The sequence below is a fragment of the Stutzerimonas sp. R40042 genome (assembly GCF_026642215.1).
Lineage (GTDB): Bacteria > Pseudomonadota > Gammaproteobacteria > Pseudomonadales > Pseudomonadaceae > Stutzerimonas > Stutzerimonas frequens.
This window is the reverse complement of sequence record NZ_CP113258.1, coordinates 26,252-51,168: the sequence shown is the minus strand read 5'-3', so window position 1 is coordinate 51,168 and position 24,917 is coordinate 26,252. Positions and strand designations below refer to the sequence as shown.

Sequence of the window (24,917 nt, the reverse complement as noted above, 5' to 3'; positions counted from 1 at the left end):
ACAAGGTGGATGTAAAAGGCGACATCCACCCTACGGATGTCGTCAGAGCTGAATCCAGGTCGCCTTCAGCTCGGTGTACTTGTCGAAGGCGTGCAGCGACTTGTCGCGGCCGTTGCCGGACTGCTTGAAGCCGCCGAACGGCGCGGTCATGTCGCCGCCATCGTACTGGTTGACCCACACGCTGCCGGCGCGCAGCGCCCGGGCGGTGCGGTGCGCCTTGGACAGGTCGGCGGTCCACACCGCCGCAGCGAGGCCGTAGGGGGTGTCGTTGGCAATCGCGATCGCTTCCTCGGCGCTGTCGAAGGTGATCACTGAGAGCACCGGACCGAAAATTTCCTCCTGCGCGATCTTCATCGCATTGTCGACGCCATCGAAGATGGTCGGCTCGACATACAGCCCGCCGGTTTCCTCCAGCGTCCGCTGGCCGCCGATCAGCACCTGCGCGCCGGCCTGGCGCCCGGCGTCGATATAGCCGAGCACGGTGTTGAGCTGCTGGGTGTCCACCAGGGCTCCGACGTTGGTCGAAGGGTCCAGCGGATTGCCCGGCTTCCAGCCCTTGAGCGCCTCGACCACCATGGGCAGGAAGCGCTCCCTGATCGAACGCTCCACCAGCAGCCGCGAGCCGGCGGTGCAGACCTCGCCCTGGTTGAAGGCGATGGCGCCGGCCGCAGCCTGAGCTGCTGCTTCGAGGTCCGGCGCGTCGGCGAAGACGATGTTCGGGCTCTTGCCTCCGGCCTCCAGCCAGACGCGCTTCATGTTCGACTCGCCGGCGTAGATCATCAGCTGCTTGGCCACCCGCGTGGAGCCGGTAAAGACCAGCGTGTCGACGTCCATGTGCAGCGCCAGCGCCTTGCCGACGGTGTGACCGTAGCCCGGCAAGACGTTGAGCACGCCGGCCGGAATGCCGGCGTCGATCGCCAGCTGGGCGATTCGGATGGCGGTCAGCGGCGACTTCTCGGACGGCTTGAGCACCACCGAGTTGCCGGTGGCCAGCGCCGGGCCGAGCTTCCAGCAGGCCATCATCAGCGGGAAATTCCACGGCACGATGGCCGCCACCACGCCCACCGGCTCGCGGGTGACCAGGCCCAGCTGGTCATGGGGCGTGGCCGCTACCTCGTCGTAGATCTTGTCGATCGCCTCGCCGCTCCAGCGCAGCGCCCGCGCGGCGCCTGGGATGTCCACCGCCAGCGAGTCGCCGATCGGTTTGCCCATGTCGAGGGTTTCCAGCAGGGCCAGTTCTTCGCGGTTGGCTTCCAGCAGGTCGGCGAAGCGGATCATCACCGCCTTGCGCTTGGCCGGTGCCAGACGCGACCAGCTGCCGGCATCGAATGTGGCACGGGCACTGGCCACCGCGCGCTCGGCGTCGGCCTGGTCGCAGCTGGCGACCTGCGCCAGGACCCGCCCGTCCACCGGGCTGATGCAGTCGAAACGGTCGCCAGCCTGCGCCTCGGTGTATTCGCCCTGAATGAAAGCGCGACCTTCGATACGCAGGTCACGGGCACGCTGTTGCCAATCGGCGAAGGTCAGGCTGGGCATGGTGCTTCCTCTCTCTCAGGTCTTCGGGCTGTGGAAAAGGCACCCTAAACCAGCGGCGCGGACCCTATCAATATTTTTTACGAACGGCCGGTCAATCGCCTTGTTTTGTTCGTTTTATTAAACATAGACTCGAGCAAAACGCTGCGGCGCCGTCGCAGCATAGTCGCTCGTCGCCGGAGCCAGCCCCCATGTCACAGGATTTCCATCCCAACGCCTCGCCTGATCACTTCTGGATGCCCTTCACCGCCAACCGCCAGTTCAAGGCCACGCCGCGCCTGCTGGAGAGTGCCGAGGGCATGTATTACACGGCGAGCGACGGCCGCCAGGTGCTCGACGGCACCGCCGGCCTCTGGTGCTGCAATGCCGGCCATGGCCGACGCGAAATCAGCGAGGCGGTGAGCAAGCAGATCGCCAAGATGGATTTTGCTCCGACCTTCCAGATGGGCCATCCGCTGCCCTTCGAGCTGGCGGAGAAGCTCGCCGCCATCAGCCCCGATGGCCTGAACCGGGTGTTCTTCACCAACTCCGGATCGGAATCGGCGGATACCGCGCTGAAGATCGCCCTGGCCTATCAGCGCGCCATCGGTCAGGGCTCGCGCACGCGGCTGATTGGCCGCGAGCTGGCCTATCATGGCGTCGGCTTCGGTGGCATGTCGGTAGGCGGCATGGCTAACAACCGTCGCGCCTTCGGCCCGATGCTGCCGGGTGTCGATCACCTGCCGCACACCCTCGATCTGCAGCGCAATGCCTTCAGCCGCGGCCTGCCGGAGCACGGCGTGGAGCGCGCCGATGAACTGGAACGGCTGGTGACGCTGCATGGTGCGGAGAACATCGCCGCGGTGATCGTCGAGCCGATGTCCGGCTCGGCCGGGGTGATCCTGCCACCGGTGGGCTATCTGCAACGGCTGCGCGAGATCACCGCCAGGCACGGCATCCTGCTGATCTTCGATGAGGTCATCACCGGCTTCGGCCGCGTCGGCGAGGCCTTCGCCGCGCAGCGCTGGGGCGTCACGCCGGACATCCTCACCTGCGCCAAGGGTCTGACCAACGGCGCCATTCCCATGGGCGCGGTGCTGGTCGCCGACCACCTGTTCGATGCGTTCATGAAAGGGCCGGAAAGCGTCATCGAATTCTTCCACGGCTACACCTACTCAGGGCATCCGGTGGCCTGCGCCGCGGCACTGGCGACCCAGCAGATCTATCAGCAGGAAAACCTGTTCCAGAAGGCCATCGACCTGGAGCCCTACTGGCAGGAAGCACTGTTCAGCCTGCGCGATCTGCCCAACGTGATCGACATCCGCACCGTCGGACTGGTGGCCGGTATCCAGTTCGCCGCCCATGCCGATGGCGTCGGCAAGCGCGGTTACGAAGTGTTCCGCGAGTGTTTCGAGAAAGGCCTGCTGGTACGCGCCAGCGGCGACACCATTGCGCTGTCGCCGGCGTTGATCGTCGAGAAGGCCGAGATCGACCAGATGATGGAGTTGCTCGCCGACGGCATTCGCCAGGCCGGCTGAGGCTTATTCGGCCTGGCGGGCCGTTCTCGCCGTATTTGCAGGGAAAACCGGTGGGCTGAAGCCCACCCTACAGGGGCGGCTATGGACGTTCGGTAGGGTGGGCTTCAGCCCACCAATGCCATTGCGGCGCGGTCTCAGAGCGATTCCAGGCAGTCGGCCAGGGTGTCACCGAGCCCTTCCAGCAGCTTCTCGTAACCCTGCGCATCGGTCGCCAGGCCGACGCCCAGCACGTCCAGTTCCGCCATCTTCACCGGCAAGCCGGCGGTCAGCGTCTCGACCAGGCGCGGACGCGCCGGCGGTTCGCTGAACACGCAGCTCGGCCCGGCCTGCTGCAACCGCTCGCGCATCGCCGCGACATGCCGCGCGCCGGGTTGCGACTCGCCACCGGCACTGAACACGCCGGCATGGCGCAGGCCGTAGGCCGCCTCGAAGTAGTCGTAGGCCTCATGGAAAACGAAGAACGGCTTGTTCTGCACCTTGCTGAAGCGCTGCTTGAGGCGGGCGTCGAGCGCCTCGATGCGCTGGGCGAAGGCCGCCGAGTTGGCCTGGTAGCGCTGTGCGTTGGCCGGGTCGGCGGCGGCCAGGTCAGCGGCCATGCGTTCTGCGATGATCAGAGCGTTGGCTGGCAGCAGCCACAGGTGCGCATCGAGCGTGCCCGGCCGATGGTCATGGTCGTGCTCGTCGGCATGGGCGGTCTCGCCATGCGCGGCCTCGTCATGCTCATGAGCATCATGGTCATGGCCGTCGTGATCGTCGTGATCGTCGTGATCGTCGTGATGTTCAGCCTCGTCGTGCGCGTGCGCATCACCAAAACGACGCAGCGTCAGCTTCGGCAGGTCCTGCACCGCCACGGTCGTGCCTTCGCGAGCGCTCAGTGCGCGCGGCAGGAAGCTCTCCAGATCCGGACCGATCCAGTAGAACAGCTGCGCATCGCGGATACGCCGTACGTCGGACGGACGCAGCGAATAATGATGCGCCGAAGCGCTGGCCGGCAGCAGCACATCGGGTTGGCCGACACCATCCTGCACCGCCGCGGCGATCAGCTGCAGCGGCTTGATGCTGGTCAGAACGCGCCCTTCGGCCTGGGCGGACGCAGCGCCAGCGAGCAGCGCCGCCAGCAACGGAAGGGAGAAAAGACGATTCACGGGCATCACTCGAAGGGGTTGAATTGGTACATAATAACGTCTCTCCCCCAACACGTCGCCGCCCATGTCCAAGACCCCGCTGGCCTGTACGCCTCACGATCACGACCACTGCGTCAGCCACGCGCTGGCCGAAGCCGACAGCCTCTGCGCGCGCCAGGGTGTGCGCCTGACCGCACTGCGCAAGCGCGTGCTGGAGCTGGTCTGGCAGAGCCACAAGCCGCTCGGCGCCTATGACATTCTCGCCGTGCTGAGCGAGCAGGACGGCCGCCGCGCCGCACCACCCACCGTCTATCGTGCGCTGGACTTCCTCTTGGAGAACGGCCTGGTTCACCGCATCGCCTCGCTCAATGCCTTCGTTGGCTGCAATCATCCGGAGCATCCGCACCAGGGCCAGTTCCTCATCTGCCGTCTCTGCCACACCGCCATCGAACTGGAGCGTCCGGCCATCGCCGAGGCCATCGACAGCGCCGCCAGTAGTGTCGGCTTCACCGTCGAGGGTCAGACTGTGGAAGTCGTCGGGCTCTGCTCGAACTGCCGGAACGCCGCATGAGCGAGGTACTGCTGCGGCTGGATGACATCCACGTGCGCTTCGCCAACCAGAACGTGCTGGAAGGCGCGCAACTGCAGGTGCATCGCGGCGAGATCGTCACCCTGATCGGCCCCAACGGCGCCGGCAAGACCACCTTGGTGCGCGCCGTGCTCGGACTGCTGAAACCCGATCGTGGCCAGGTCTGGCGCAAGCCGAAGCTGCGCGTCGGCTACATGCCGCAGAAGCTGCACGTCGACCCCACCCTGCCCTTGTCGGTGCTGCGCTTCCTGCGCCTGGTACCCGGTGTCGACCGCGCCCGTGCCCTCGCAGCGCTGGGTGAAGTCGGTGCCGAGCATGTGATCGACAGCCCGCTGCAGAAGATTTCCGGCGGCGAGATGCAGCGCGTGCTGCTCGCCCGCGCGCTGCTGCGCGAGCCGGAGTTGCTGGTACTCGACGAGCCGGTGCAGGGCGTCGACGTCGCCGGCCAAGCCGAGCTGTACCGGTTGATCGGTGTGTTGCGCGACCGCTACGGCTGCGGTGTGCTGATGGTCTCCCACGACCTGCACCTGGTGATGAGCGCCACCGATCAGGTGGTCTGCCTCAATCGCCACGTCTGCTGCTCGGGGCACCCGGAGCAGGTCAGCAGCGACCCGGCCTTCGTCGAGCTGTTCGGTCAGGACGCGCGCAGCCTGGCGATCTACCACCACCAGCACGACCATAGCCACGACCTGCACGGCAGCGTGGTGACCGGCAAACCCCACGTCCACGGCCCGAACTGCAAGCACTAGACAGAGCATCAGATGCCCGATTTCCTTCTCAACGCCCTGCTCGCCGGCCTGGCCCTGGCGCTGGTCGCCGGCCCGCTCGGCTCCTTCGTCGTCTGGCGGCGCATGGCCTATTTTGGCGACACGCTGTCCCACGCCGCGCTGTTCGGCGTCGCCCTCGGGCTGATGCTGGACGTCAACCTGACGCTGGCGGTGGCCGTCGGCTGCGTGCTGCTCGCCCTGCTGCTGGTGACCCTGCAACAGCGCCAGCCGCTGGCGTCCGACACCCTGCTCGGCATCCTCGCGCACAGCACGCTGTCGCTGGGCCTGGTGTCGCTGAGCTTCATGGATGACGTGCGCATCGACCTGATGGGCTATCTGTTCGGCGATCTGCTCGCCGTCGGGCCGAGCGACCTGGCCTGGATCATCGGCGGCAGCGCCTTGGTGCTGTTGATGCTGATTCCGCTGTGGCGGCCGCTGCTGGCGATCACCGTGCACGAGGAGCTGGCCAAGGTCGAAGGCCTGCCAGTGGCCGGTATCCGCCTGGCGCTGATGCTGCTGATCGCCGTGGTGATCGCCGTGGCGATGAAGATCGTCGGCGTGCTGCTGATCACCTCGCTGCTGATCATTCCCGCCGCCGCGGCCCAGCGCCATGCGCGCACGCCGGAGCAGATGGCGCTGGGCGCGAGCATCCTGGGTATCGTCGCGGTATGCCTGGGGTTGACGCTGTCCTGGTACGAAGACACCCCGGCTGGGCCGTCCATCGTGGTCAGCGCCGCCGCGCTGTTCCTGCTCAGCTTCGCCTGGCCGAAGCGCGCATGACTGATCTCAAGTACCTGCGCGGCTACCCCGAGCCGCTGCTGGCTCAGGTACGCCAGCTGATTGCAGAGGACCGTCTGGGCGATTACCTGCAGCGGCGCTATCCCGGCCGGCATCAGGTGCAGAGCGACAAGGCGCTGTACGGCTACGTGCAGACGCTCAAGCAGGAGTACCTGAAAAGCACGCCGCCGATCGACAAGGTGCTCTATGACAATCGCCTGGACCTGACCCATCGGGCGCTGGGCCTGCATACCGCGGTATCACGGGTGCAGGGCGGCAAGCTCAAGGCAAAGAAGGAGATCCGCGTCGCCGCACTGTTCCGCGACGCGGCGCCGGAGTTTCTGCAGATGATCGTGGTGCACGAGCTCGCCCATCTGCGTGAAAGCGAGCACAACCGTGCCTTCTACAAGCTCTGCGAGCACATGCTGCCGGGTTACGGGCAGATCGAGTTCGACCTGCGGCTGTTCCTGCATTGGCGGGAGCTGCAGAGCAGCTGACGAGGCGCCCGGCGTGGATGGCTGCGGCCATCCACCCTGCGTATGACCCGGATTGGTCGTATGCGGAGCACAGACAGGCCGGCGATCTGACCGAAAACCGCGCCACGCTGGGCTGAAGCCGCCCTACAGGTGCAGCCCTCGACCGTAGGGTGGGCTTCAGCCCACCCCCCGCTGCCACGCCAGGCGACGTACGGCACCGCGTGGATGGCTTCGGCCATCCACCCAACGCTGACCCGTTACGCCGGGATCGTTGCCGCTACGGCCTCGCGGGCCCAGACCCGATGCTGGCCGAGCGCCTGGGCGAAGTTGCCGAACACCCCATCCACATCATCGCCTTCCAGCAACCCGGCATCCGGAGTGAGGTTCAGCGACGCCAGTAACGGCCGTGCCGCACCGAGCACCACGATGGGTTTCAGATGCTTGTAGGTCTCCAGCAGGTAATGCTTGGCCTCGCCGGACTTGGCCATGGCCGCCGCCGCATCGGCACCACCTGGGACGAACACCGCGTCGAACATTACCGAGGGCATGCCATCCATCGCGGCATCGACCGGCAGCATCTGGCCGTCCGCCGTCTTCACCGGCGCCGGCGACGGGCCGATGACCTTGGCCAGCGCGCCCTGCTCGGCCAGCTTGGCCTTGAACCCATCGATCGCCGCACCATCGACGCCGTTGGCCACCAGGATCGCCACCTTGCGCGACTTGATATTGCCCGGTACGTGATTCATCAGGCTCAGCGCCGGCGAACTCTGCGGGGTTGGCGTCTTCGGCGTCACGGTCGGCGCGCTCGGCACCGGCAGGCCGAGGTTCTCGGCCACGCGGCGGGCCAGCTCCAGGTCGATGTTGGCGAGGATTTCATTGACCTGCCGCTCGCGGATGAACACCCGCTCCACCTTGCCCAGCTCGAAAGTGTAGGCGCCGATGATGTGCTCCTTCTCCGGCTCGCTCATGCTGTTCCAGAACAGCGTGGCCTGGGAGAAATGGTCGCCGAAGGATTCGCTGCGGTTGCGGATCTTGTGCCCCTCGACCCGCTCGGGATAGCTCTCGAAGCCGCCGCCCTGGGCCGCCGGCGGGGTTTCCTTGGGCCAGCCGCTGTCGATCGAGTTGGGCTCGTAGTTGGCGCGGCCCTTGTTGATCGTCTGGCGATGGAAGGCATCGCGCTGGTTGTTGTGGAACGGGCACAGCGGGCGGTTGATCGGGATCTCGTGGAAGTTCGGCCCACCGAGACGCAGCAGCTGGGTGTCGGTGTAGGAGAACAGCCGGCCCTGCAGCAGCGGGTCGTTGGTGAAGTCGATGCCCGGCACGATGTGGCCGATGTGGAAGGCGGCCTGCTCGGTCTCGGCGAAGAAGTTGTCCGGATTACGGTTGAGGGTCATCTTGCCGAGCTTCTGCACCGGCACCAGCTCCTCGGGGATGATCTTGGTCGGGTCGAGCAGGTCGAAGTCGAACTTGTGCTCGTCGGCCTCCTCGACCACCTGCACGCCCAGCTCCCACTCGAAGTAGTCGCCCATCTCGATGGACTCCCACATGTCGCGGCGGTTGAAGTCCGGGTCCTTGCCGGCGATCTTCAGCGTCTCGTCCCAGACCAGCGAGAAGGCGCCGGCCACCGGCTTCCAGTGGAACTTGACGAAGCGGCTGACGCCCTCGGCATTGATCAGGCGGAAGGTGTGCACGCCGAAGCCTTCCATCGCCCGATAGCTGCGCGGCAGGGCGCGGTCGGACATGGTCCAGAGCACCATGTGTGCGGACTCAGGCGTCAGCGAGACGAAATCCCAGAAGCTGTCGTGGGCCGATTGCGCCTGCGGGATCTCGTTGTGCGGCTCGGGTTTGACCGCATGGACGAAGTCCGGAAACTTGATCGCGTCCTGAATGAAGAACACCGGCATGTTGTTGCCGACCAGGTCGAAATTGCCCTCGTCGGTGTAGAACTTGGTGGCGAAGCCGCGCACGTCGCGCACGGTGTCCGCCGAGCCGCGCGAGCCCTGCACGGTGGAGAAGCGCACGAATACCGGCGTCTCCTTGCCTTCGGCAGCGAGAAACGAGGCCTTGGTCAGCCAGCTGTGGTCGGCGTAGCTCTGGAACACGCCGTGCGCCGCGGCACCGCGCGCGTGCACGATGCGCTCGGGAATGCGCTCGTGGTCGAAGTGGGTGAGCTTCTCGCGCATGATGAAGTCTTCGAGCAGCGAGGGCCCACGGCCGCCGGCCTTGAGTGTGTTCTGGTTGTCGGCGATCTTCACGCCCTGGTTGGTGCGCAGCGCCTCGCCGGTGGCGTCGCTGCGAAACGCTTCCAGCTGATCGAGCTTGGCATTGTGATTGCCGCGGTCGACGGTATCGGTGCCAGCGAGCTCGCTCTGTTTGGGGGTCTTGTGCGTCATGATGGGCCTCGGTTAGCGGGTGAGCTGAACCGCGAACGATCGGGCCATGATCTGGACCTGATACGTGATCGATTCACGGCGTACCGGGTTAGTGACCCCATAGATCGGCGCAAGGTTGCCGCCTGCGTCGATTTGCTTTGCCTATGAGCGCCATGGATTTGCTCAATCACACCCCCGCAGGCGAGCGACGTCGCCGGCAAACGGGTAGAATGCCGGGCTTTCGCCGATTATCCCGGCAGCAGACGTCGCACCCACAAGGTTCGCCCGTGATCGAATTCCATCAAGTCCACAAAACCTATCGGACCGGCGGCAGAGAAATCCCCGCCCTGCAGCCGACGCAGCTGGAAATCGCCCCCGGTGAGGTGTTCGGTCTGATCGGCCACTCCGGCGCCGGCAAGAGCACGCTGCTGCGCCTGATCAACCGCCTCGAGGAGCCCTCCGGCGGACGCATCCTGGTCAACGGCGAGGACGTCACCGCACTGGATGCCGATGGCCTGCGGCGTTTCCGCCAGCGCGTCGGGATGATCTTCCAGCATTTCAATCTGCTGATGTCCAAGACCGTGGCCGACAACGTGGCCATGCCGCTGCGCCTGGCCGGCATCCGCTCGCGCAGCGAGATCGACGCGCGTGTCGCCAGCCTGCTCGACCGCGTCGGCCTCAAGGACCATGCACGCAAATACCCGGCACAGCTCTCCGGCGGCCAGAAGCAGCGCGTCGGCATCGCCCGCGCGCTGGCCACCGAGCCGAGCATCCTGCTCTGCGACGAGGCCACCAGTGCCCTCGACCCGCAGACCACTGCCTCGGTGCTGCAACTGCTGGCCGAGATCAACCGCGAGCTGAAGCTGACCATTGTGCTGATCACCCACGAGATGGACGTGATCCGCCGCGTCTGCGACCGCGTGGCGGTGATGGATGCCGGTGCCATCGTCGAACAGGGGCCGGTCACTGAGGTGTTCCTGCACCCGAAGCATCCGACCACCCAGCGCTTCGTGCTGGAAGACGAGGCGATGGACGAAGGCGAGTTGCACGACGATTTCGCCCATGTGCCGGGCCGCATCCTGCGCCTGACCTTCCAGGGCGACGCCACCTACAAGCCGCTGCTAGGCACCGTCGCCCGTGAAACCGGGGTCGACTACAGCATCCTGTCCGGGCGCATCGACCGCATCAAGGACACCCCCTACGGCCAGCTCACCCTGGCGCTGATCGGCGGTGACATGAGTGCGGCGATGAGCCGCCTGCAGGCCGCCGACGTGCACGTGGAGGTATTGCGCTGATGGGTGCTCTGTTCACCAACGTAGATTGGTACGAAATCTGGCTGGCAACGCTGGACACGCTGCTGATGCTCGGCGGCTCGCTGCTGTTCACCATTCTGCTCGGCCTGCCGCTGGGCGTGCTGCTGTTTCTCAGCGGTCCGCGCCAGCTGTTCGAGAACGGCCCGCTGTATGCCGCGCTGTCGTTCGTGGTCAACGTGCTGCGCTCGCTGCCGTTCATCATCCTGCTGATCGTGATGATTCCCTTCACTGTGCTGATCACCGGCACCTCGCTGGGCGTGGCCGGAGCCATCCCGCCGCTGGTGGTAGGTGCCGCGCCGTTCTTCGCGCGCCTGGTGGAAACCGCACTGCGCGAAGTGGACCGCGGCATCATCGAGGCGACCCAGGCCATGGGCGCGACGACGCGGCAGATCATCTTCAGCGCATTGCTGCCGGAAGCGCGTCCGGGCATCATCGCCGCCATTACCGTCACGGCCATCACCCTGGTGTCCTACACCGCGATGGCCGGTGTGGTGGGTGCCGGCGGCCTTGGCGACCTGGCCATCCGCTTCGGCTACCAGCGTTTCCAGACCGACGTGATGGTGGTCACCGTGGTCCTGCTGCTGGTGCTGGTGCAGGTGCTGCAAAGCGTCGGCGACAGGCTGGTCACCCACTTTTCGCGTAAATGAACCCAGGGCGAGCGAACCCACGCACGCCGCTCCATCCAAGGAACCGAACGATGAAGAAACTGATTGCCGCCCTGGCCACCGTCGCCGCATTTTCCGCCCAGGCCGCCGAAACCCTGACCGTCGCCGCCACCGCCGTGCCGCACGCCGAGCTGCTGGAATTCGTCAAGCCGCAGCTGGCCGAGCAGGGCGTCGAACTGAACGTGAAGGTCTTCACCGACTACGTGCAGCCAAACATCCAGGTCGCCGAGAAGCGTCTGGACGCCAACTTCTTCCAGCACCAGCCGTATCTGGATGAGTTCAACAAGGGCAAGGGCACCAGTCTGGTCAGCGTCGCTGGTGTGCACATCGAGCCCTTCGGCGCCTATTCGAGCAAGGTCAAGTCGCTGGACGAGCTGGCCAACGGCGCCACCGTGGTCATCCCCAACGACGCCACCAACGGCGGTCGCGCCCTGCTGCTGCTGGCCAAGGCCGGCGTGATCACGCTGAAGGACGGCGCCGGCATCACCGCCACGCCGAAGGACATCGCCGAGAACCCGAAGAACATCAAGATCCGCGAACTGGAAGCCGCGACCCTGCCGCGCGTGCTGACCCAGGTCGACCTGGCGCTGATCAACACCAACTACGCGCTGGAAGCCAAGCTGAATCCGACCCAGGACGCCCTGGTCATCGAAGGCAGCGATTCGCCGTACGTGAACATCCTGGTCGCCCGTCCGGACAACAAGGACAGCGATGCCATGCAGAAGCTGGCCGCCGCGCTGCATAGCGAGCAAGTGCGCCAGTTCATCGAGGAAAAGTACAAGGGAGCCGTGGTCCCTGCGTTCTGAGCTGACCGCACAACCCGCGTCAGAAACCCCGCCTCGGCGGGGTTTTTCGTTTTCCGGACGGATGTTATTGCCGGGGTGAGCGCCGCGCTCCCGCCTCGCGCAAGGCCTCTTCCACCTCACGCTCCAGCGCATAGGCCGGGCGCTCCACGGCACGGAAGTCCTGGGTATAGCGCCGGGCGAATTCGGCGACGCCCCAGTCTAGATATTGCTCGACGTGCTTGAGCTCATGGGCCCAGAGCGCGGCGTTGTCCCGGGCATCCTCCTCGTGGCGGAAGACGATGACGTCGATCAGGGTCACGGCATTGACGTCCGGGTTACGCAGCAGGGTGTTGCCGGCATTCAGCACCACCTCGTCGCCGACGCGAAAATGCGCACTCTCCAGCACGGCAAGATCGAAATACGGCTCGAGCTGCGAGCGGATGTGCAGCGGTATCGGCTCGACACCGCCGGCCACCAGGCGGTCGCGCGACTGCTGGATCCAGTTCTGCAGGGCCAGGGTGGCCATACGCTGCACGCGGTCGTAGACGGCTTGTGGATCGCTGGCGGCGGCCGGCACGCAGAGGCAGCTGCCGCTCAGGCAGATCGGCTGCTGCCCGGGCGGGCAAGCGGTTTGTGCCCATACGGGCAGGGCAAGCAGCGCCAGCGGCAGCAGCGCAAGGCGCAAAAGCGAAGTGAACGACACGGGATGGTCTCGACGGCGAGGGCGATGCGCACCCCAGGCGCTGCGCACTATAGCCGTGCGCCCGGGGCGCGCGAAGAGGGCGCTCAGATCACCGGCGGCGCGGCGCTCACCACACGCAGGGCGAGGCCCTCGTACGGATCGAGGTTGATCTGCAACTCGCAATCGTCGCTGAGGTCACCCTCCACGCTCTCATGGATGATGTCCACCACCGCGCCGGGCGCCACGCCGGGCAGGCAGATGGTCTCGCTGATCGGCTCGGCGCCGAAGTTCAGCGCGGTGAGCTGTACGCCCCTGCCGGCAGGCAGCTCGTGAACCATCACCAGGAGTCCTGGCGCCTGCACATCGGGAATCAGGATCTGCTTGCTGGCGGCGATATCGTAGGCCTGGCGCACGCTGAGGATGCGCTTGAGCTGGCAGGCGAAGGACCCCGGGCGCTGCAGCTGCTCGGCCAGGCTGCCGTACAGCGAGCGAGCCTTGGGCAGGCCTTCGGCGGAGACCGACGCCTCAGGCGCCAGATCGGCGAGGTCATAGCCGCCCCGATTGATCCAGCGGGTATCGCCGTCGCCCATCAGGTGCTCGACCTGCTCGGGCGCCAGCGGCAGGGCGCCGACCAGATCCCAGCCGGAGAGGGCGAACACGCCGGGCTGCATGGCATTGAACATCACCAGCAGGATGTGCAGACGCTGAATCTGCTCGACCTCGGCCGGGCCGATGGCATCCAGATCGCGAATGTTCAGCGCCGCGGCGATCACGCTGGCGGTGGTGCAGGACACCCCGTTGGTGACGAACTTGAGGTTGTATGGCGCGTGCTCGCCGGTCAGCCGCTCGTACATTTCCTCGCGGATATGTTCGCGCAGGTGGCCGCCGGGCAGGGTCTGGCCCTTGTAGTGGTAATGGTCGTAGGCGTGCAGCGTCCAGAAGTGCACCAGCTCCAGCGTCAGTTCGTCATGGTTCTGCAGCGCATGGATCAGCGACGCCGGGTCGATGCCGAAGGCGTGCACCTCGCGCAGCATCATGCGCAGGAATTCGGTATCGCCGGTGAGCAACGCATGGTGATAGGCCGGGCGGGTGATGAAGTCGTAGGACAGATCGGCCCCGCCGTGGGACATGGCGGCGATGTCGTCGATGGTCAGGTTCAGCTCCTGGAAGCTGAAGCCGCCGGCCTTGCGGATCGCCCCGGCGAGCAGCTGGTTGCCGGTGACGGACAGCGGATGGCCCTCCGACCAGGCAGTGCCCTCGGCGCGCCGTTCCACGCCGAGGAAACCGTTGGCGTCCAGGCGCAGCACCCGCGCGCCGGCGACGTCGATCGCGTGCAGCGCATCGCCGATGATCAGCTGCTGCGCGGCGAAGGTCGGATCGAGCCAGTTCAGCGACGGCTGGCCCTCCTTGAAATAGTGCAGATAGACCCAGCGGCGCACCTTGCCGTCGATCCCGGTGACCTCGCCGGTGACGCTCCAGTCGGTGTCCTTGATGCCCGGTTCGAAGAAGATCACCCGCTGCAGCTGGCCGACGATGTAGTGCTTTTCCTTGAGCCGGTCGACCACTGGCGGCAGCAGGTTGACCGAATCACGTCCGGCCGGCACTTCGGGCAGCAGCTCCCAGTCCTCCTCGCGGATCTCCACCATGTGGTACAGCCCGGGGTAGTCGCCATAGGCCATTTCCGCCAAGCGGAAGTCGGCGCCCTTACCGGTGTGCGCCGGCACGATGTCGTCGATGACGATGGCGTTGTGCGCCGCGGCCACCCGGCTGAGCTGCAGCATCTGCTCCTCGGTCCCCAGGCTCGGGTCGATTTCGAAGCTGATGCGGTCGAAATTGCCGTCGATGGTCGGGGTGAACTCGCGTCCGCGCAGGCCGCCGGAACGCTTCATCGGCCCGTTGTGGATGCCCTGCACGCCGAGTTCGGACAGCGCGCTCCATAAGCGATCGTCACCGAGGGCCTCGAGTACCGTGCCGCCTTCCGGGGTGATGATGGCCGCCGGGTAGGCGGTGAACCACACCGAGGCGATGGCGCTGGCATCGCGCGGGCGGGCCTGGGCGTAGGGCCGCTGCCAGAGCCGCGCCTGGCCGGCGTAATGGCGCGACCGCTCGCGGGCCGCATGCAGCATGGACTGGTCCACCAGCCACTGGATATAGCTATCGTCTGGGGTGCTCATTCGACGTCGGTTCCCACTCTGCTAAGGGAAATGTAGTCGTTTGAGTCAGCTGTACCGTCATCGTTGCATAGGATCATCTGCCGGGGTTGTTCGGGACGGCCGGGCATCCCGCGCGACCCGTGACCCAACACGCCGTGGCCGAGCACGCAGGCGCCGCCAGCCCAGCAGCACGCCGCTGACGGCGATCACCAGCATGCCGGCGCTGAACGCCAGCAGCAGGCCGTCGCGCAGCAGCGGCCGTTGCAGCAAGGGCAGCCAGTCCCAGCTGTGCAGCAGCTTGAACACCCAGCGAACGGCACGCCGGCGCTGATCCAACTGTTCGATGACGGTGCCGCTGTAGGGATCGAGATGCAGCCAGGTCGACGCCGGATCGTCGAAACGCACCCGCAGCATCGGCAGCCGTCGCGGTAGATGGCTGTAGAGGCTTGGTTCGCTACGGGCGTAGTAGTGGAAGTCTTCCTGCTCCAGCCATTCAAGGCGCAGCGGCTGTTCAGGCCAGGTCTGACGGACCTCGCGCTCCAGCACGGCGCGTTCCAGGCGAAGCTGTGCCGGGGCGGAACCGCTGGCGCGCAGGATGCGCGTTTCGCCCCTGGCATCGATAGCGAGCAGATAGGGCTGATCGCCGAACACCTGCCACTGCAGTTCCACCGGCGCGATACCGGCCTCGCGCAACCGGGCCAGCGTAGAGACAAGGTCCGTCTTAACCACCTCAGCGTTCAGCGGCGCGCTTCTGAGCGCGGCGGCGTCGATGGTCGAACGTTTCTCGAACAGCCCCCAGGGCTCCATCGATAGCATGCCGCTGACCAGCCAGACCAGCAGCGCCACGCCGATCAGCAGACCGCCGACGTGGTGCACGCGGCTGGCGCCGGCCGGGTAGGGTGAGTGCGATCCGTTGCGGTAGCGCCCGGTGAAGCGCCAGCGCAGCAGGCCGATCAGCATGCCCACCAGCACCAGCACCGCGCCGAGCAGGGCGCCATAGACCAGCAGCGGCGACCAGGCGGCCTTCGGCATCACCTCGCGCAACGGATAGAGCCAGTGCAGCCAGGCGCCCAGCAGGTTCCAGGTCCGCTCGTGGGCGCTGGCATCGCGCACCACCAGCCCGGTGTGGCTGGACACGTAGAGCAGACGCCCTTCGCCATCGTCAGCCTGCAAGCGATACATCGGTCGCTCGCGGGCCAGCGCATGATTGCGCGTCCAGGCATCCTCTTCGACCCGGTCGAGCAAGCGCACCTCGGCACCGGCGAACTGCCGCGCGCTGGCCAGAGCCTCGGCAGCGCCGATGTGCTGGATGCGCTTGCCGCTGCGTGCGTCTACCGCCAGCAGCGGCCCGTCGCCGTAGTCCAGCAGGTAGCGCGGCGAGCCACCGGCACCGGTCAGGCGCAGGCTGAGCGGGGTGTGCGGATCGCCACTGGCGGCAAGCGCCGCACCCGGCGCGATGCAGCAATCGGCGCTTAGCGGCTGCAGGCGTGAAAGGTGCTCCTCTGGCGTCAGCTTGGGATAGCCGACGAAGAGCATCACCACGCCGCTGACGATCCAGGCCAGGACGAACAGCCCCAGGGCGATGCCGAGCCAGCGGTGTGCGAGGTACAGATAGCGCTTCATGCGGCTCAGAAGTCCAGGGTCACGGCGGCATACAGCGCGCGGCCATCGCCCGGCGCATGCAGGGTCTCGGCGCCGTCGTACCAGACGTATTCGTGGTAGCGGTCGGTGAGGTTCTTCAGCTGCAGGTCGACGGCCAGCTGCTCGGTCAGCTGGTAGCTGGCGCCCAGGTTGAACAGCACGTAGCCGCCGTATTTGCCCTGGGTGTTCTCGCGTTCGAGGTAGTAGTCGGTCTGGCCGTTGAGCCAGGCGCTGAGCTGCAGCTCCGGCGTCGCCTGGTAGGTGCTGCCGGCCGAGTACAGCCGCTGCGGCACGTGGTCGATCTCCTGGCCCTGGCTGGTCGGCAGGCTCGGGTCGGCTTTCTCGATCTCGGAGAACTGCCAGGAGTGCGCCAGCCACAGGCTGAGGTCCGCAACGGGGTAGAGGTTGAGCTGGGCGTCGTAGCCCCAGCGACGGGTCTGCCCGAGGTTTTCCGATTCACCGCTGGGGTCGTTGAGCCGGCGCCGCACCTCGTCCGTGGCCACCTGCTCCCAGTAGGCGATGCGCCCATCGACCCAGTGCGCCGGGCTGAACTTGATACCGGTCTCCCAGCCATCATTGATCGACGGCGACAAGTCCGCGGTGCGTGGCGGCACCTTGTAGGCGGCTGCGCCGGTGCCGATCTGGAAGGTCCGCCCCCAGTTGCCATACAGGCTCAGCTGCTCGACGGGGGTGTAGATCAGGCTGATCTTCGGCTGCTCGATGCTGCCGTAGTCGTTGATGGCGTAATCGTTGCCACTGAGCTCGTCGGTGAAGTCGCCCTCGATGCGATCGACGCGAAACGCCGGGATGATCTTCAGCGACTCGACCGGCTGGATCACCGCCTGCAGGTAGGCGCCGTAGCTGTCGTAGTCGAAGCGCTGGTCGCGGGTCTGGGTTACGACCTGGCGCTCGACGGTGGTGTAGCGCTCGCTGCGGTTGCGCTGCTGCTCGGTGTCGAGCCCGCCTTCGAGGGCCAGGTCGTATAGCCAGGACACGTCCGGGCGGTAGGTCAGCGAAGTGCGTGCGCCGTAGTGCTTCTCTTCGGTGAAGCGCCGCTGTTGCGGTGCGGCCAAGGAAAAGCGCACCCAGCGGTCGTCGTTCAGGGTGTTGAGCCAGACCTTGGTGGCCCACGACAGATCGGCGGCCAGCTGGCTGTCCAGATGCAGGCTGAGCTGGTTCATGCGCCGCTCGCCCATGTCACTGGACGACAGCGCGTAGGACTGGCGTGGCGAGTGCCGCGCATCCTCACGGGAGAGGTAACCCGGCTCGTCGGCCTCGGCCTCGTAGTGCCGGGCGATCAGGCCCAGGCGCCAGTTGCCGGCATCCGGCGTGTAGAACCATTTGCCGGACAGGCTGCTGCGCTCGCTGCCGGCATGGTCGCGGTAGCCATCGCTCTTCTGCTGGCCGATGAAGTAATTCTGCGTCCAGTTGCCGCTTTCGATGCCCTTGGCCAGCTGCAGCTCCTGGGTGTCGTAGCTGCCGTAGCGCAGCCGCGCCTTGCCATAGTCGCCACCGATGCGCGACTGCACGGCGACGTTACCGGCGATGTTGTACAGGCCGTAGCGCGGGTCGTTGGTGCCACGCACCACCTCGATGCCGTCGATCTCCAGCGGAAACAGCATGTCCAGGTAGGGCATGTTGCCGTCGTTGCTGTTGCTCGGGATGCCGTCGATCAGCAGCTTGACCGCGTTGACCTCGCCCTCGCCGTTGAAGCCACGAAAGGACAGCTTGCCGGAGCTGGTGCCCTGGCCGAACTCGGTGAGCATCACCCCCGGCGCACGGCGGAACAGCTCCCAGCTATAGAGCACCGGCTGCTGTTCGAGGATGTCGCCCCCAAGCAGGTCGACCGAACTGATCACGCTACTGGTCGGCAAACCGCCACCCGACTGGGTGGCGGTGACGGTGCTGCTGCCCAGCGACAGCGCGGAGGCAGCGGTCTCGGCAAGGCTCGCCGGGAGATAGCCAGCGGCCAGGGCCGCGATAACAAGACATGGCAGCGCAGGGCGCCGCGAAGGGCGCGCAGGGTGGTCGAACATCTCGCATGTTCCTTGTGCAACAGACAGGGCCGTACGGCGAATGGCCGCAGGCAGACGCCAGCACCAGCGTGGTCGGTGCAGGCAGTTCAGGCGAAGCAACGAAGGGTGACGCCAGTGGCGTCAGGCGAGGGGGGAGGCGCGAGGATTGAGGGCCGGCCACTGCTGCCGTGGCGAGGGTCGATGGGCGCGGGCTTCGACAATGAGGACAGACCCGCCCCGAATGTCCTGCGGCAACAGCGGCGCTGCGCCGGGCAACGCTGCCAGGCCCAGCGAACCGGCGCAGCAGCAGCACGGCGGCATCCCGCCATGGCTGCTCGGCTCATGCTCGCCATGACCCGCGGAGTCGTGCAGCGCGTGCGAGTGCTGCTGCGCCTGCACCTGCATCAGCGGGCAATGCCCACTCCAGCCGAGCAGCCGCTTGGCATCCGCCGGCAACAGGCCCGACAGCGGCATGCTCAGCAGATGGATCAGCAGGGCGAGGCTGGCGAGCCAGGCGGGGAGGCGGCGTGTCATCGGCGATCTGATCAGGCGCAGGTACGAATGGCGTTCATGATAGGAACGACTCTCAGCAAAAAGAGTTGAGCAAACTCAAGAATGCTTGCTGATCGTCAGGTCTGTCGGTCAGGTTCGCTGCGCGACGCCATTGCCACGCAGCGACCGGCGGACCTCAGCGGGCGTCGAGCAGCGCCTGCGCCGCATCGGCGGGCTGGCCGGCCAGCTGGCGCTGCGCCTGCTTCTGCTGCTTGTAGGCCAGCGCCGCGGCAGGTACCGGCGTCACGGTGCCGGTTTCCAGCCACTTCTTCAGCCGGTTGGCGTCGGCCATGTGGGTGTACTTGCCGAACGCGTCGAGCACCACGAAGGCCACCGGGCGCTGCTTCATGGTCGTGCTCATCACCAGGCAGTGGCCGGCAGCATTGGTGAAGCCGGTCTTGCTCAGCTGGATGTCCCAGTTGTTCTTGCGTACCAGGGCGTTGGTGTTGCGAAAGCCCAGGGTGTAATTGGGCTTACGGAAAGCCACGGTCTTCTCGCCGGTGGTGCTGAACTGCTGGATCAGCGGGTACTGGCGGCTGGCGCGGATCAGCTTGACCAGGTCGTTGGCACTGGAGACGTTGCGCTCGGAAAGGCCGGTGGGCTCGACATAGTGAGTGCGGCTCATGCCCAGCGCCCGCGCCTTGGCATTCATCGCCTGGATGAAGGCCGAGTAGCCGCCCGGGTAATGGTGGGCGAGGCTGGCGGCGGCGCGGTTCTCGGAAGACATCAGGGTCAGCAGCAGCATTTCGCGGCGGCTGATCTCGCTGCCGATGCGCACGCGAGAGAACACGCCCTGCATTTCCTTGGCCTCACGGATGGTCACCGGCAATGCCTGGTCCAGCGGCAGCTTGGCATCGAGCACGACCATGGCGGTCATCAGCTTGGTCACCGAGGCGATCGGCACGACCATGTCCGGATTGCTGGAATAGAGCACTTCGTTGGTCTTCAGATCGACCAGCAGGGCGCTGCCGGAGGCGAGTTCCTGCATGGCCGGCTTGGCGGCCTGGACATGGGCGAGCGGCAACGTGGCCAGGCAGGTGAACAACAGGCTGGCCAACGTACGACGAAATTTCACGATTGGTTTCCCCGCGATGAAGGGGCACGGGACGCGGAATGCGCCGCAGTAGATGACCCCTGTGGACAATGTGACGCAGTATAGGGAATCGCCTGGCGACTCGCCTGCAGCCGATGAACGGTTCGTCGGAAGCAGCACCAGCGTAACGGCCGAACCGAGACACCTTGCCGCGCCATTCGGGCTGCCGGGCCAAGGCCCCGGGCCGCACCTCTGCGGATTTTCGAGGTCAAACCCTCACACTTACCGAGGGGAGGTCCCGCCATGTTCAGCCACAAGCCCACCACCCGCGAAGAAGTCCAACGCGAGATCGACAGCCTGATGCGTGCGCTCGACGAGCTCAAGCACGATGCCAGCCGCGACTCCCGTCATCGCCTCAACACCTTGCGCTCGCGCGCCGAGTCGCTGTGGCACGACCAGCACTGGGACGAGCACTATGCCGACCTGTCCCGGCGCACCCGTGAAGCCAGCCGCGCCGCGCGCGACTGTGCCAAGGAGCATCCGCTGGGCACTCTGGCCCTGGCCGCCGGCGCCTTCGCCCTGATCGGCTACCTAGTCAGCCGCCGCTGACCGGCCACGCGCCATGCTCAACGCCGAAACGCCACGGCTCAAGTTCGCCGTCTACGGTGCGCATGACGATCTCGGCAGCGCGCTGCTGGTCGAGCTGCTCAGCCGCCAGCACGAGGCCGTGGCGCTATTGGACGATCTCAACTCCTTATCCGCCCGGCCGGGTCTGCGGACCAAGCCGGGCGACCTGTTCGATCCACTGAGCGTCAGCGAAAGCGTGGCAGGGATGGATGCGGTGATCTGCCTGTACCACACGCCGCGCCTGCCCAGCACCGATGCCATCACCGGCGAGTCGCCGCGGCGCGATTTCTACCAGGCGGTGGAGGCATTACTGCTCGGGCTGCAGCGGGTCGGCGTCGAGCGGCTGCTGCTGATCGCCGACTTCCCGGCCATCGAGCGACAACCGGAAGTCGAGGCCGCGCTGCAGCGACTCGCCGCCCACCCCCTCGACTGGACACTGGTGGATGCGCCACCGGCCGGCAACCAGCTGACCGTCGAGGCACTAGCCGAGGCCGCTGGCAAGGGCGAGGCCAATCCCTACCGCGACTTGCAGCGCATCGCCGCCGGCATCGTCGACGAGCTGGAACGTCCGCAGCACCTGCACCAGCGCATCCATTTCCGCAGCTAGCGGCCGTTCTGTCAGTTGCTCATGGTCCAGGATGGAGCAGCGCAACGGTCAGCGAGACGTGAGCGCGCCAAAAGTCCTTCAGCCCAACTGCCGCCGTAGCTCGGCCAGTACCGGCGCGGTATTCGGGCGCACGCCACGCCAGAGCTCGAAGGCTTCCGCCGCCTGCTCCACCAGCATGCCCAACCCGTCGCGGGTGGTCGCGCCCAGCGCCGCGGCCCAGCGGCAGAACGGCGTCGGCTCGGCGCTGTACATCATGTCGTAACAGAAGGTCCGGCCGGTATTGATCAGGCTGTCGGCCAGCGGTGGCAGCTCGCCGCTAAGGCTGGCCGACGTGCCGTTGATGATCAAATCGACCGGTTCGGCAAGCTCGGTGAAGCCGCGGGCGGACAACGGCCCGAGTTCGGCGAACTCCTGCACCAGCTGCTCGGCCTTGCTCGTTGTGCGATTGGCAATGATCAATTCAGCCGGCCGATGCGCCAGCAGCGGTGCCAGTACGCCGCGCACCGCGCCACCGGCGCCGAGCAGCAGGATGCGCTGCCCGCTCAGGGCCAGGCCGGCATTGAGCAGGTCGGCGACCAGCCCGGCGCCATCGGTGTTGTCTCCGAGCAGGCGCCCATCCTCCAGCTTCTTCAGGGTGTTCACCGCACCGGCGCGGCGGGCGCGCTCGGTCAGCTCATCGGCCATGCGATAGGCCTGCTCCTTGAACGGTACGGTCACGTTGGCGCCCAAACCGTCGCGAAAGAAGGCCCGAGCATATGCCGGGAAGTCATCCAGCGGCGCCAGCAGCGGCTCATAGCTCAGCGCCTGGCCGGTCTGTGCGGCGAACAGCGTGTGAATCTGCGGTGACTTGCTGTGGCCGATGGGGTTGCCGAAGACGCCGTAGCGATCCATGGGTGATCCTTGCTGTGTGGGGTGCAGGTAGCAGTCGAAGGTCAGGGCTGCTCGGCCAGCCAGTCGCGGTCCTTGAGGAAATACTCGGTCAGCCGCGCTTCCGGCGAACCCGGCTCGGGGTGCTTGTCATAGCCCCAGGCCACCTGCGGCGGCAACGACATCAGGATGGATTCGGTGCGCCCGCCGGACTGCAGGCCGAACAGCGTGCCGCGGTCGTAGACCAGGTTGTATTCGACGTAGCGGCCGCGGCGCAGCAGCTGGAACTGTCGCTCGCGCTCGCCGAACGGCGTGGCCTTGCGCCGCTGGACGATGGGCAGGTAGGCGTCGAGATAGGCATCACCGACCGCGCGCATGAAGGCGAAGCTGGTGTCGAAATCCCACTGGTTCAGGTCGTCGAAGAACAACCCGCCGACGCCGCGCGGCTCATGGCGGTGCTTGATGTGGAAATAGCGATCGCACCATTCCTTGTAGCGCGGATAGACATCCGCCCCGAAGGGGGCGCAGGCGTCCCGCGCGACCCGGTGCCAGTGCACGCAGTCTTCCTCGGCGCCGTAGTAGGGCGTCAGGTCGAAGCCGCCGCCGAACCACCAGACAGGCTCCTCGCCTTCCTTCTCGGCGATGAAGAAGCGCACGTTGGCATGGGAGGTCGGCACGTAGGGGTTGTGCGGATGGATCACCAGCGACACGCCGAGCGCCTCGAAGCTGCGCCCGGCCAACTCCGGGCGATGGGCACTGGCCGAAGGCGGCAGGCTGTCGCCATGCACATGGGAGAAGTTCACTCCGCCTTTCTCGATCAGCGCGCCATTCTCGATCACCCGCGTCCGGCCGCCACCGCCGCCAGGCCGCGTCCAGGCATCCTCGACGAAGCACGCACCACCGTCTTCGGCCTCCAGTGCGGCACAGATTCGGTCCTGCAGATCGAGCAGATAGGCTTTGACGGCTTCGGTCCTGTCGTTCACGAAATCACCTTGCGAATGACCGCACGCAGCCAGCGGCGCATGGCTGAGCGGTGCTTGAAACGGGGGTCGGCCGGCAAGCATAGCATCAGCCCGATTGACGAACGCAGCCCCGGCGGGTTGGATAGGCGCTCTTTCAACGTCCAGGAGCCAGACATGTCCCAGCGCATCCAATTCAGCCAGCACGGCGGTCCCGAAGTCCTGGAACAGGTCGATGTGCCTCTCGGCGCGCCGGCTGCGGGCGAGGTACGGGTGCGCAATCACGCCATCGGCCTGAACTTCATCGACACCTATTTCCGCAGCGGCCTCTACCAGCCGCCGAGCCTGCCGTCCGGCCTGGGCACCGAGGGTGCCGGCGTGGTCGACGCGGTGGGCGAGGGCGTGCAGCACCTGCAGCCCGGCGACCGGGTCGCCTATGCCACCGGCCCGCTGGGTGCCTATGGCGAGTACCACACACTGCCGGCTCGGCACCTGGTCAAACTGCCGGACGCAATCAGCTACGAGCAGGCGGCCGCGGTCATGCTCAAGGGCCTGACCTGCCAGTATCTGCTGCGCCAGATTCACCCGCTGCAGGCTGGCGAGACCGTGCTGTTCCATGCCGCCGCTGGCGGGGTCGGCTCCATCGCTTGCCAGTGGGCGCGTGCCCTCGGGGCCCGGCTGATCGGCGTAGTGGGTTCCGCGGAGAAGGCCGAGCGGGCCAAGGCCCTCGGCGCCTGGGCCACCATCGACCGCAGCCGCGAGGACGTGGTGCAGCGCGTACTGGAGCTGACCGAAGGCAGGAAGTGCCCGGTGGTCTACGACTCGGTGGGCAAGAGCAGCTGGGAAGTTTCCCTCGATTGCGTCGCCCCCCGCGGCCTGCTGGTCAGCTTCGGCAACGCCTCCGGGGCCGTCACCGGGGTGAACCTGGGTGTGCTGGCGCAGAAGGGCTCGCTGTTCGTCACCCGGCCGATCCTGGCCGGCTACGCCGACACCCCGGAACGCCTGCAGGCCATGGCCGATGAACTGTTCGAGATGATCGGCGGCGGCAAGATCCAGGTCGAGATCGGCCAGCGCTATCCGCTCAGCGAAGCGGCCGAAGCCCAGCGCAAACTGGCGGCGGGGGAAACCACCGGCTCGACCATTCTGCTGCCCTGACGCCGTGCCGGCTGCCCTTATAGGGCAGCCGCACAGCGGGTTTCAGCGACGGCTCAGGCCGGACGAATCACCTCGCCCGTGCGCAGGTCGCGAATGACGCTGGGGTTGCGCCGTCCACCCAGCGGGCCGGTGAACACGGCATCGAGCTGACGCGGGAAATATTGCTCCACCCGCAGCCGCGAACGCGCCGCGGGCCGACCGGCCGGGTTGGCCGAGGTCGACACCAGCGGCCCGGTCAGCGCGCAGAGGCGCTTGACCAGCGAATGATCGGTAACGCGAAGGGCGACGCTGTCATGCCGCCCGGTGATCCACTCGGGCAAGCGGCCACGATGCGGTACCAACCAGGTATTCGGCCCCGGCCAGGTTCCGGCCAGGCGATCGAGCCAACGCTCGGGTAGATCGTCCAGCAAGAAATCGAACTGCTCGACGGTATCGGCGATCAGGATCAGGCCTTTCTCCACCGGCCGCTCCTTGAGCGCCAGCAAGCGCAGCACGGCGTCTTCGTCCCAGGGATCACAACCCACGCCCCAGACCGCTTCGGTCGGGTAGGCGATCACTCCGCCGGCCCGCACCACCCGCGCCACCTGCTGCACACGCCAATCGCCAATCATGCCGACCTCTGCCTGGATGAAAAGCCGGCAGTGTACCCAAGGCGCCTTGTACCGAGCAGGGGGCGCCTGAACTGTTTCGCAACAAGCTGCAACTGGC

At 66.5% G+C, this 24,917-nt stretch carries 23 protein-coding genes; 11 read left to right on the top strand and 12 right to left on the bottom strand.

Going from position 1 to position 24,917, the window contains the following annotated elements; genetic code table 11:
- Positions 1 to 42: 42 nt before the first annotated feature.
- Positions 43 to 1,536 carry an aldehyde dehydrogenase gene (locus OUY36_RS00235; protein WP_267936142.1) on the bottom strand — a complete coding sequence of 498 codons (1,494 nt, stop codon included), beginning with the start codon at positions 1,534 to 1,536 and terminating at the stop codon, positions 43 to 45.
- Between the two features lie 188 nt (positions 1,537 to 1,724).
- Between OUY36_RS00235 and OUY36_RS00230 the strand changes: the two genes are divergently transcribed.
- Positions 1,725 to 3,050 carry an aspartate aminotransferase family protein gene (locus tag OUY36_RS00230; protein ID WP_267936139.1) on the top strand — a complete coding sequence of 442 codons (1,326 nt, stop codon included), beginning with the start codon at positions 1,725 to 1,727 and terminating at the stop codon, positions 3,048 to 3,050.
- Between the two features lie 134 nt (positions 3,051 to 3,184).
- Here the strand turns inward: OUY36_RS00230 and znuA are convergent, their stop codons facing one another.
- Positions 3,185 to 4,195 carry a zinc ABC transporter substrate-binding protein ZnuA gene (gene znuA, locus OUY36_RS00225; RefSeq protein WP_267936137.1) on the bottom strand — a complete coding sequence of 337 codons (1,011 nt, stop codon included), beginning with the start codon at positions 4,193 to 4,195 and terminating at the stop codon, positions 3,185 to 3,187.
- Between the two features lie 64 nt (positions 4,196 to 4,259).
- Here znuA and zur point away from each other — a divergent pair, with 64 nt between their 5' ends.
- Genes zur through OUY36_RS00205 form a run of 4 tightly spaced genes read left to right on the top strand, consistent with a single transcriptional unit; the run spans position 4,260 to position 6,804 of the window.
- Complete coding sequence (gene zur / locus OUY36_RS00220; protein WP_063540294.1) at positions 4,260 to 4,745, top strand: zinc uptake transcriptional repressor Zur; 486 nt, start codon at positions 4,260 to 4,262, stop codon at positions 4,743 to 4,745.
- Complete coding sequence (gene znuC, locus OUY36_RS00215) at positions 4,742 to 5,512, top strand: zinc ABC transporter ATP-binding protein ZnuC (protein WP_023445753.1); 771 nt, start codon at positions 4,742 to 4,744, stop codon at positions 5,510 to 5,512. Before zur ends, znuC begins: the two co-directional genes overlap by 4 nt.
- A 12-nt stretch (positions 5,513 to 5,524) precedes the next feature.
- On the top strand, positions 5,525 to 6,310 hold the full coding sequence (gene znuB / locus OUY36_RS00210) for a zinc ABC transporter permease subunit ZnuB (protein ID WP_156245659.1): 786 nt from the start codon (positions 5,525 to 5,527) through the stop codon (positions 6,308 to 6,310).
- Entirely contained in the window at positions 6,307 to 6,804 is a 498-nt protein-coding gene (locus OUY36_RS00205) for a YgjP-like metallopeptidase domain-containing protein (RefSeq protein WP_267936130.1), read from the top strand. Before znuB ends, OUY36_RS00205 begins: the two co-directional genes overlap by 4 nt.
- Positions 6,805 to 7,040: 236 nt before the next feature.
- Here OUY36_RS00205 and katE read toward each other — a convergent pair whose 3' ends face one another.
- Positions 7,041 to 9,176 carry a catalase HPII gene (gene katE / locus OUY36_RS00200; protein ID WP_267936128.1) on the bottom strand — a complete coding sequence of 712 codons (2,136 nt, stop codon included), beginning with the start codon at positions 9,174 to 9,176 and terminating at the stop codon, positions 7,041 to 7,043.
- Between the two features lie 266 nt (positions 9,177 to 9,442).
- Between katE and OUY36_RS00195 the strand changes: the two genes are divergently transcribed.
- The 3 genes from OUY36_RS00195 to OUY36_RS00185 are packed head-to-tail and all read left to right on the top strand — an operon-like array spanning position 9,443 to position 11,939.
- Positions 9,443 to 10,450: a methionine ABC transporter ATP-binding protein gene (locus OUY36_RS00195; RefSeq protein WP_267936126.1), complete on the top strand. Its 1,008-nt coding sequence runs from the start codon at positions 9,443 to 9,445 to the stop codon at positions 10,448 to 10,450.
- Positions 10,450 to 11,115, top strand: a complete 666-nt coding sequence (locus OUY36_RS00190) for a methionine ABC transporter permease (RefSeq protein WP_267936125.1) — start codon at positions 10,450 to 10,452, stop codon at positions 11,113 to 11,115. Before OUY36_RS00195 ends, OUY36_RS00190 begins: the two co-directional genes overlap by 1 nt.
- 50 nt (positions 11,116 to 11,165) lie before the next feature.
- Positions 11,166 to 11,939, top strand: coding sequence for a MetQ/NlpA family ABC transporter substrate-binding protein (locus OUY36_RS00185; RefSeq protein ID WP_267936123.1), 774 nt, complete (start codon positions 11,166 to 11,168; stop codon positions 11,937 to 11,939).
- 64 nt (positions 11,940 to 12,003) lie between these two features.
- Here OUY36_RS00185 and OUY36_RS00180 read toward each other — a convergent pair whose 3' ends face one another.
- From OUY36_RS00180 to pbpG, 6 genes are all read right to left on the bottom strand, one after another.
- Entirely contained in the window at positions 12,004 to 12,621 is a 618-nt protein-coding gene (locus tag OUY36_RS00180) for an eCIS core domain-containing protein (protein ID WP_267936121.1), read from the bottom strand.
- A gap of 83 nt (positions 12,622 to 12,704) precedes the next feature.
- Positions 12,705 to 14,774 (bottom strand): maltose alpha-D-glucosyltransferase, encoded by a 2,070-nt coding sequence (treS, locus tag OUY36_RS00175; RefSeq protein WP_267936119.1) that lies wholly within the window; start codon positions 14,772 to 14,774, stop codon positions 12,705 to 12,707.
- A gap of 57 nt (positions 14,775 to 14,831) precedes the next feature.
- Complete coding sequence (locus OUY36_RS00170; RefSeq protein ID WP_267936117.1) at positions 14,832 to 16,376, bottom strand: PepSY domain-containing protein; 1,545 nt, start codon at positions 16,374 to 16,376, stop codon at positions 14,832 to 14,834.
- A 5-nt stretch (positions 16,377 to 16,381) separates the two neighbouring features.
- The gene (locus OUY36_RS00165; protein WP_267936115.1) at positions 16,382 to 18,430 is read right to left on the bottom strand and encodes a TonB-dependent receptor; all 2,049 of its coding nucleotides are present in this window, start codon (positions 18,428 to 18,430) and stop codon (positions 16,382 to 16,384) included.
- A gap of 120 nt (positions 18,431 to 18,550) precedes the next feature.
- Positions 18,551 to 18,943 carry a DUF2946 domain-containing protein gene (locus tag OUY36_RS00160; RefSeq protein ID WP_156245667.1) on the bottom strand — a complete coding sequence of 131 codons (393 nt, stop codon included), beginning with the start codon at positions 18,941 to 18,943 and terminating at the stop codon, positions 18,551 to 18,553.
- Positions 18,944 to 19,097: 154 nt separating this feature from the next.
- Positions 19,098 to 20,036, bottom strand: coding sequence for a D-alanyl-D-alanine endopeptidase (gene pbpG, locus OUY36_RS00155; protein WP_110778605.1), 939 nt, complete (start codon positions 20,034 to 20,036; stop codon positions 19,098 to 19,100).
- 261 nt (positions 20,037 to 20,297) lie between these two features.
- Between pbpG and OUY36_RS00150 the strand changes: the two genes are divergently transcribed.
- Positions 20,298 to 20,603, top strand: a complete 306-nt coding sequence (locus OUY36_RS00150) for a DUF883 family protein (RefSeq protein ID WP_102839134.1) — start codon at positions 20,298 to 20,300, stop codon at positions 20,601 to 20,603.
- 13 nt (positions 20,604 to 20,616) lie between these two features.
- Positions 20,617 to 21,228: an NAD(P)-dependent oxidoreductase gene (locus OUY36_RS00145; protein ID WP_063540282.1), complete on the top strand. Its 612-nt coding sequence runs from the start codon at positions 20,617 to 20,619 to the stop codon at positions 21,226 to 21,228.
- Between the two features lie 78 nt (positions 21,229 to 21,306).
- On the opposite strand, the gene aroE is transcribed toward OUY36_RS00145, so the two are convergent.
- Together aroE and hemF are read right to left on the bottom strand one after the other, a co-directional pair.
- Positions 21,307 to 22,119 carry a shikimate dehydrogenase gene (aroE, locus tag OUY36_RS00140; RefSeq protein ID WP_267936111.1) on the bottom strand — a complete coding sequence of 271 codons (813 nt, stop codon included), beginning with the start codon at positions 22,117 to 22,119 and terminating at the stop codon, positions 21,307 to 21,309.
- Between the two features lie 41 nt (positions 22,120 to 22,160).
- Entirely contained in the window at positions 22,161 to 23,078 is a 918-nt protein-coding gene (hemF, locus tag OUY36_RS00135; protein WP_253751316.1) for an oxygen-dependent coproporphyrinogen oxidase, read from the bottom strand.
- A 153-nt stretch (positions 23,079 to 23,231) separates the two neighbouring features.
- On the opposite strand from hemF, the gene OUY36_RS00130 reads away from it, so the two are divergent.
- Positions 23,232 to 24,209: an NADPH:quinone reductase gene (locus tag OUY36_RS00130; RefSeq protein ID WP_267936109.1), complete on the top strand. Its 978-nt coding sequence runs from the start codon at positions 23,232 to 23,234 to the stop codon at positions 24,207 to 24,209.
- Between the two features lie 53 nt (positions 24,210 to 24,262).
- On the opposite strand, the gene OUY36_RS00125 is transcribed toward OUY36_RS00130, so the two are convergent.
- Entirely contained in the window at positions 24,263 to 24,820 is a 558-nt protein-coding gene (locus tag OUY36_RS00125; protein WP_267931628.1) for an L-threonylcarbamoyladenylate synthase, read from the bottom strand.
- Positions 24,821 to 24,917: the final 97 nt, after the last annotated feature.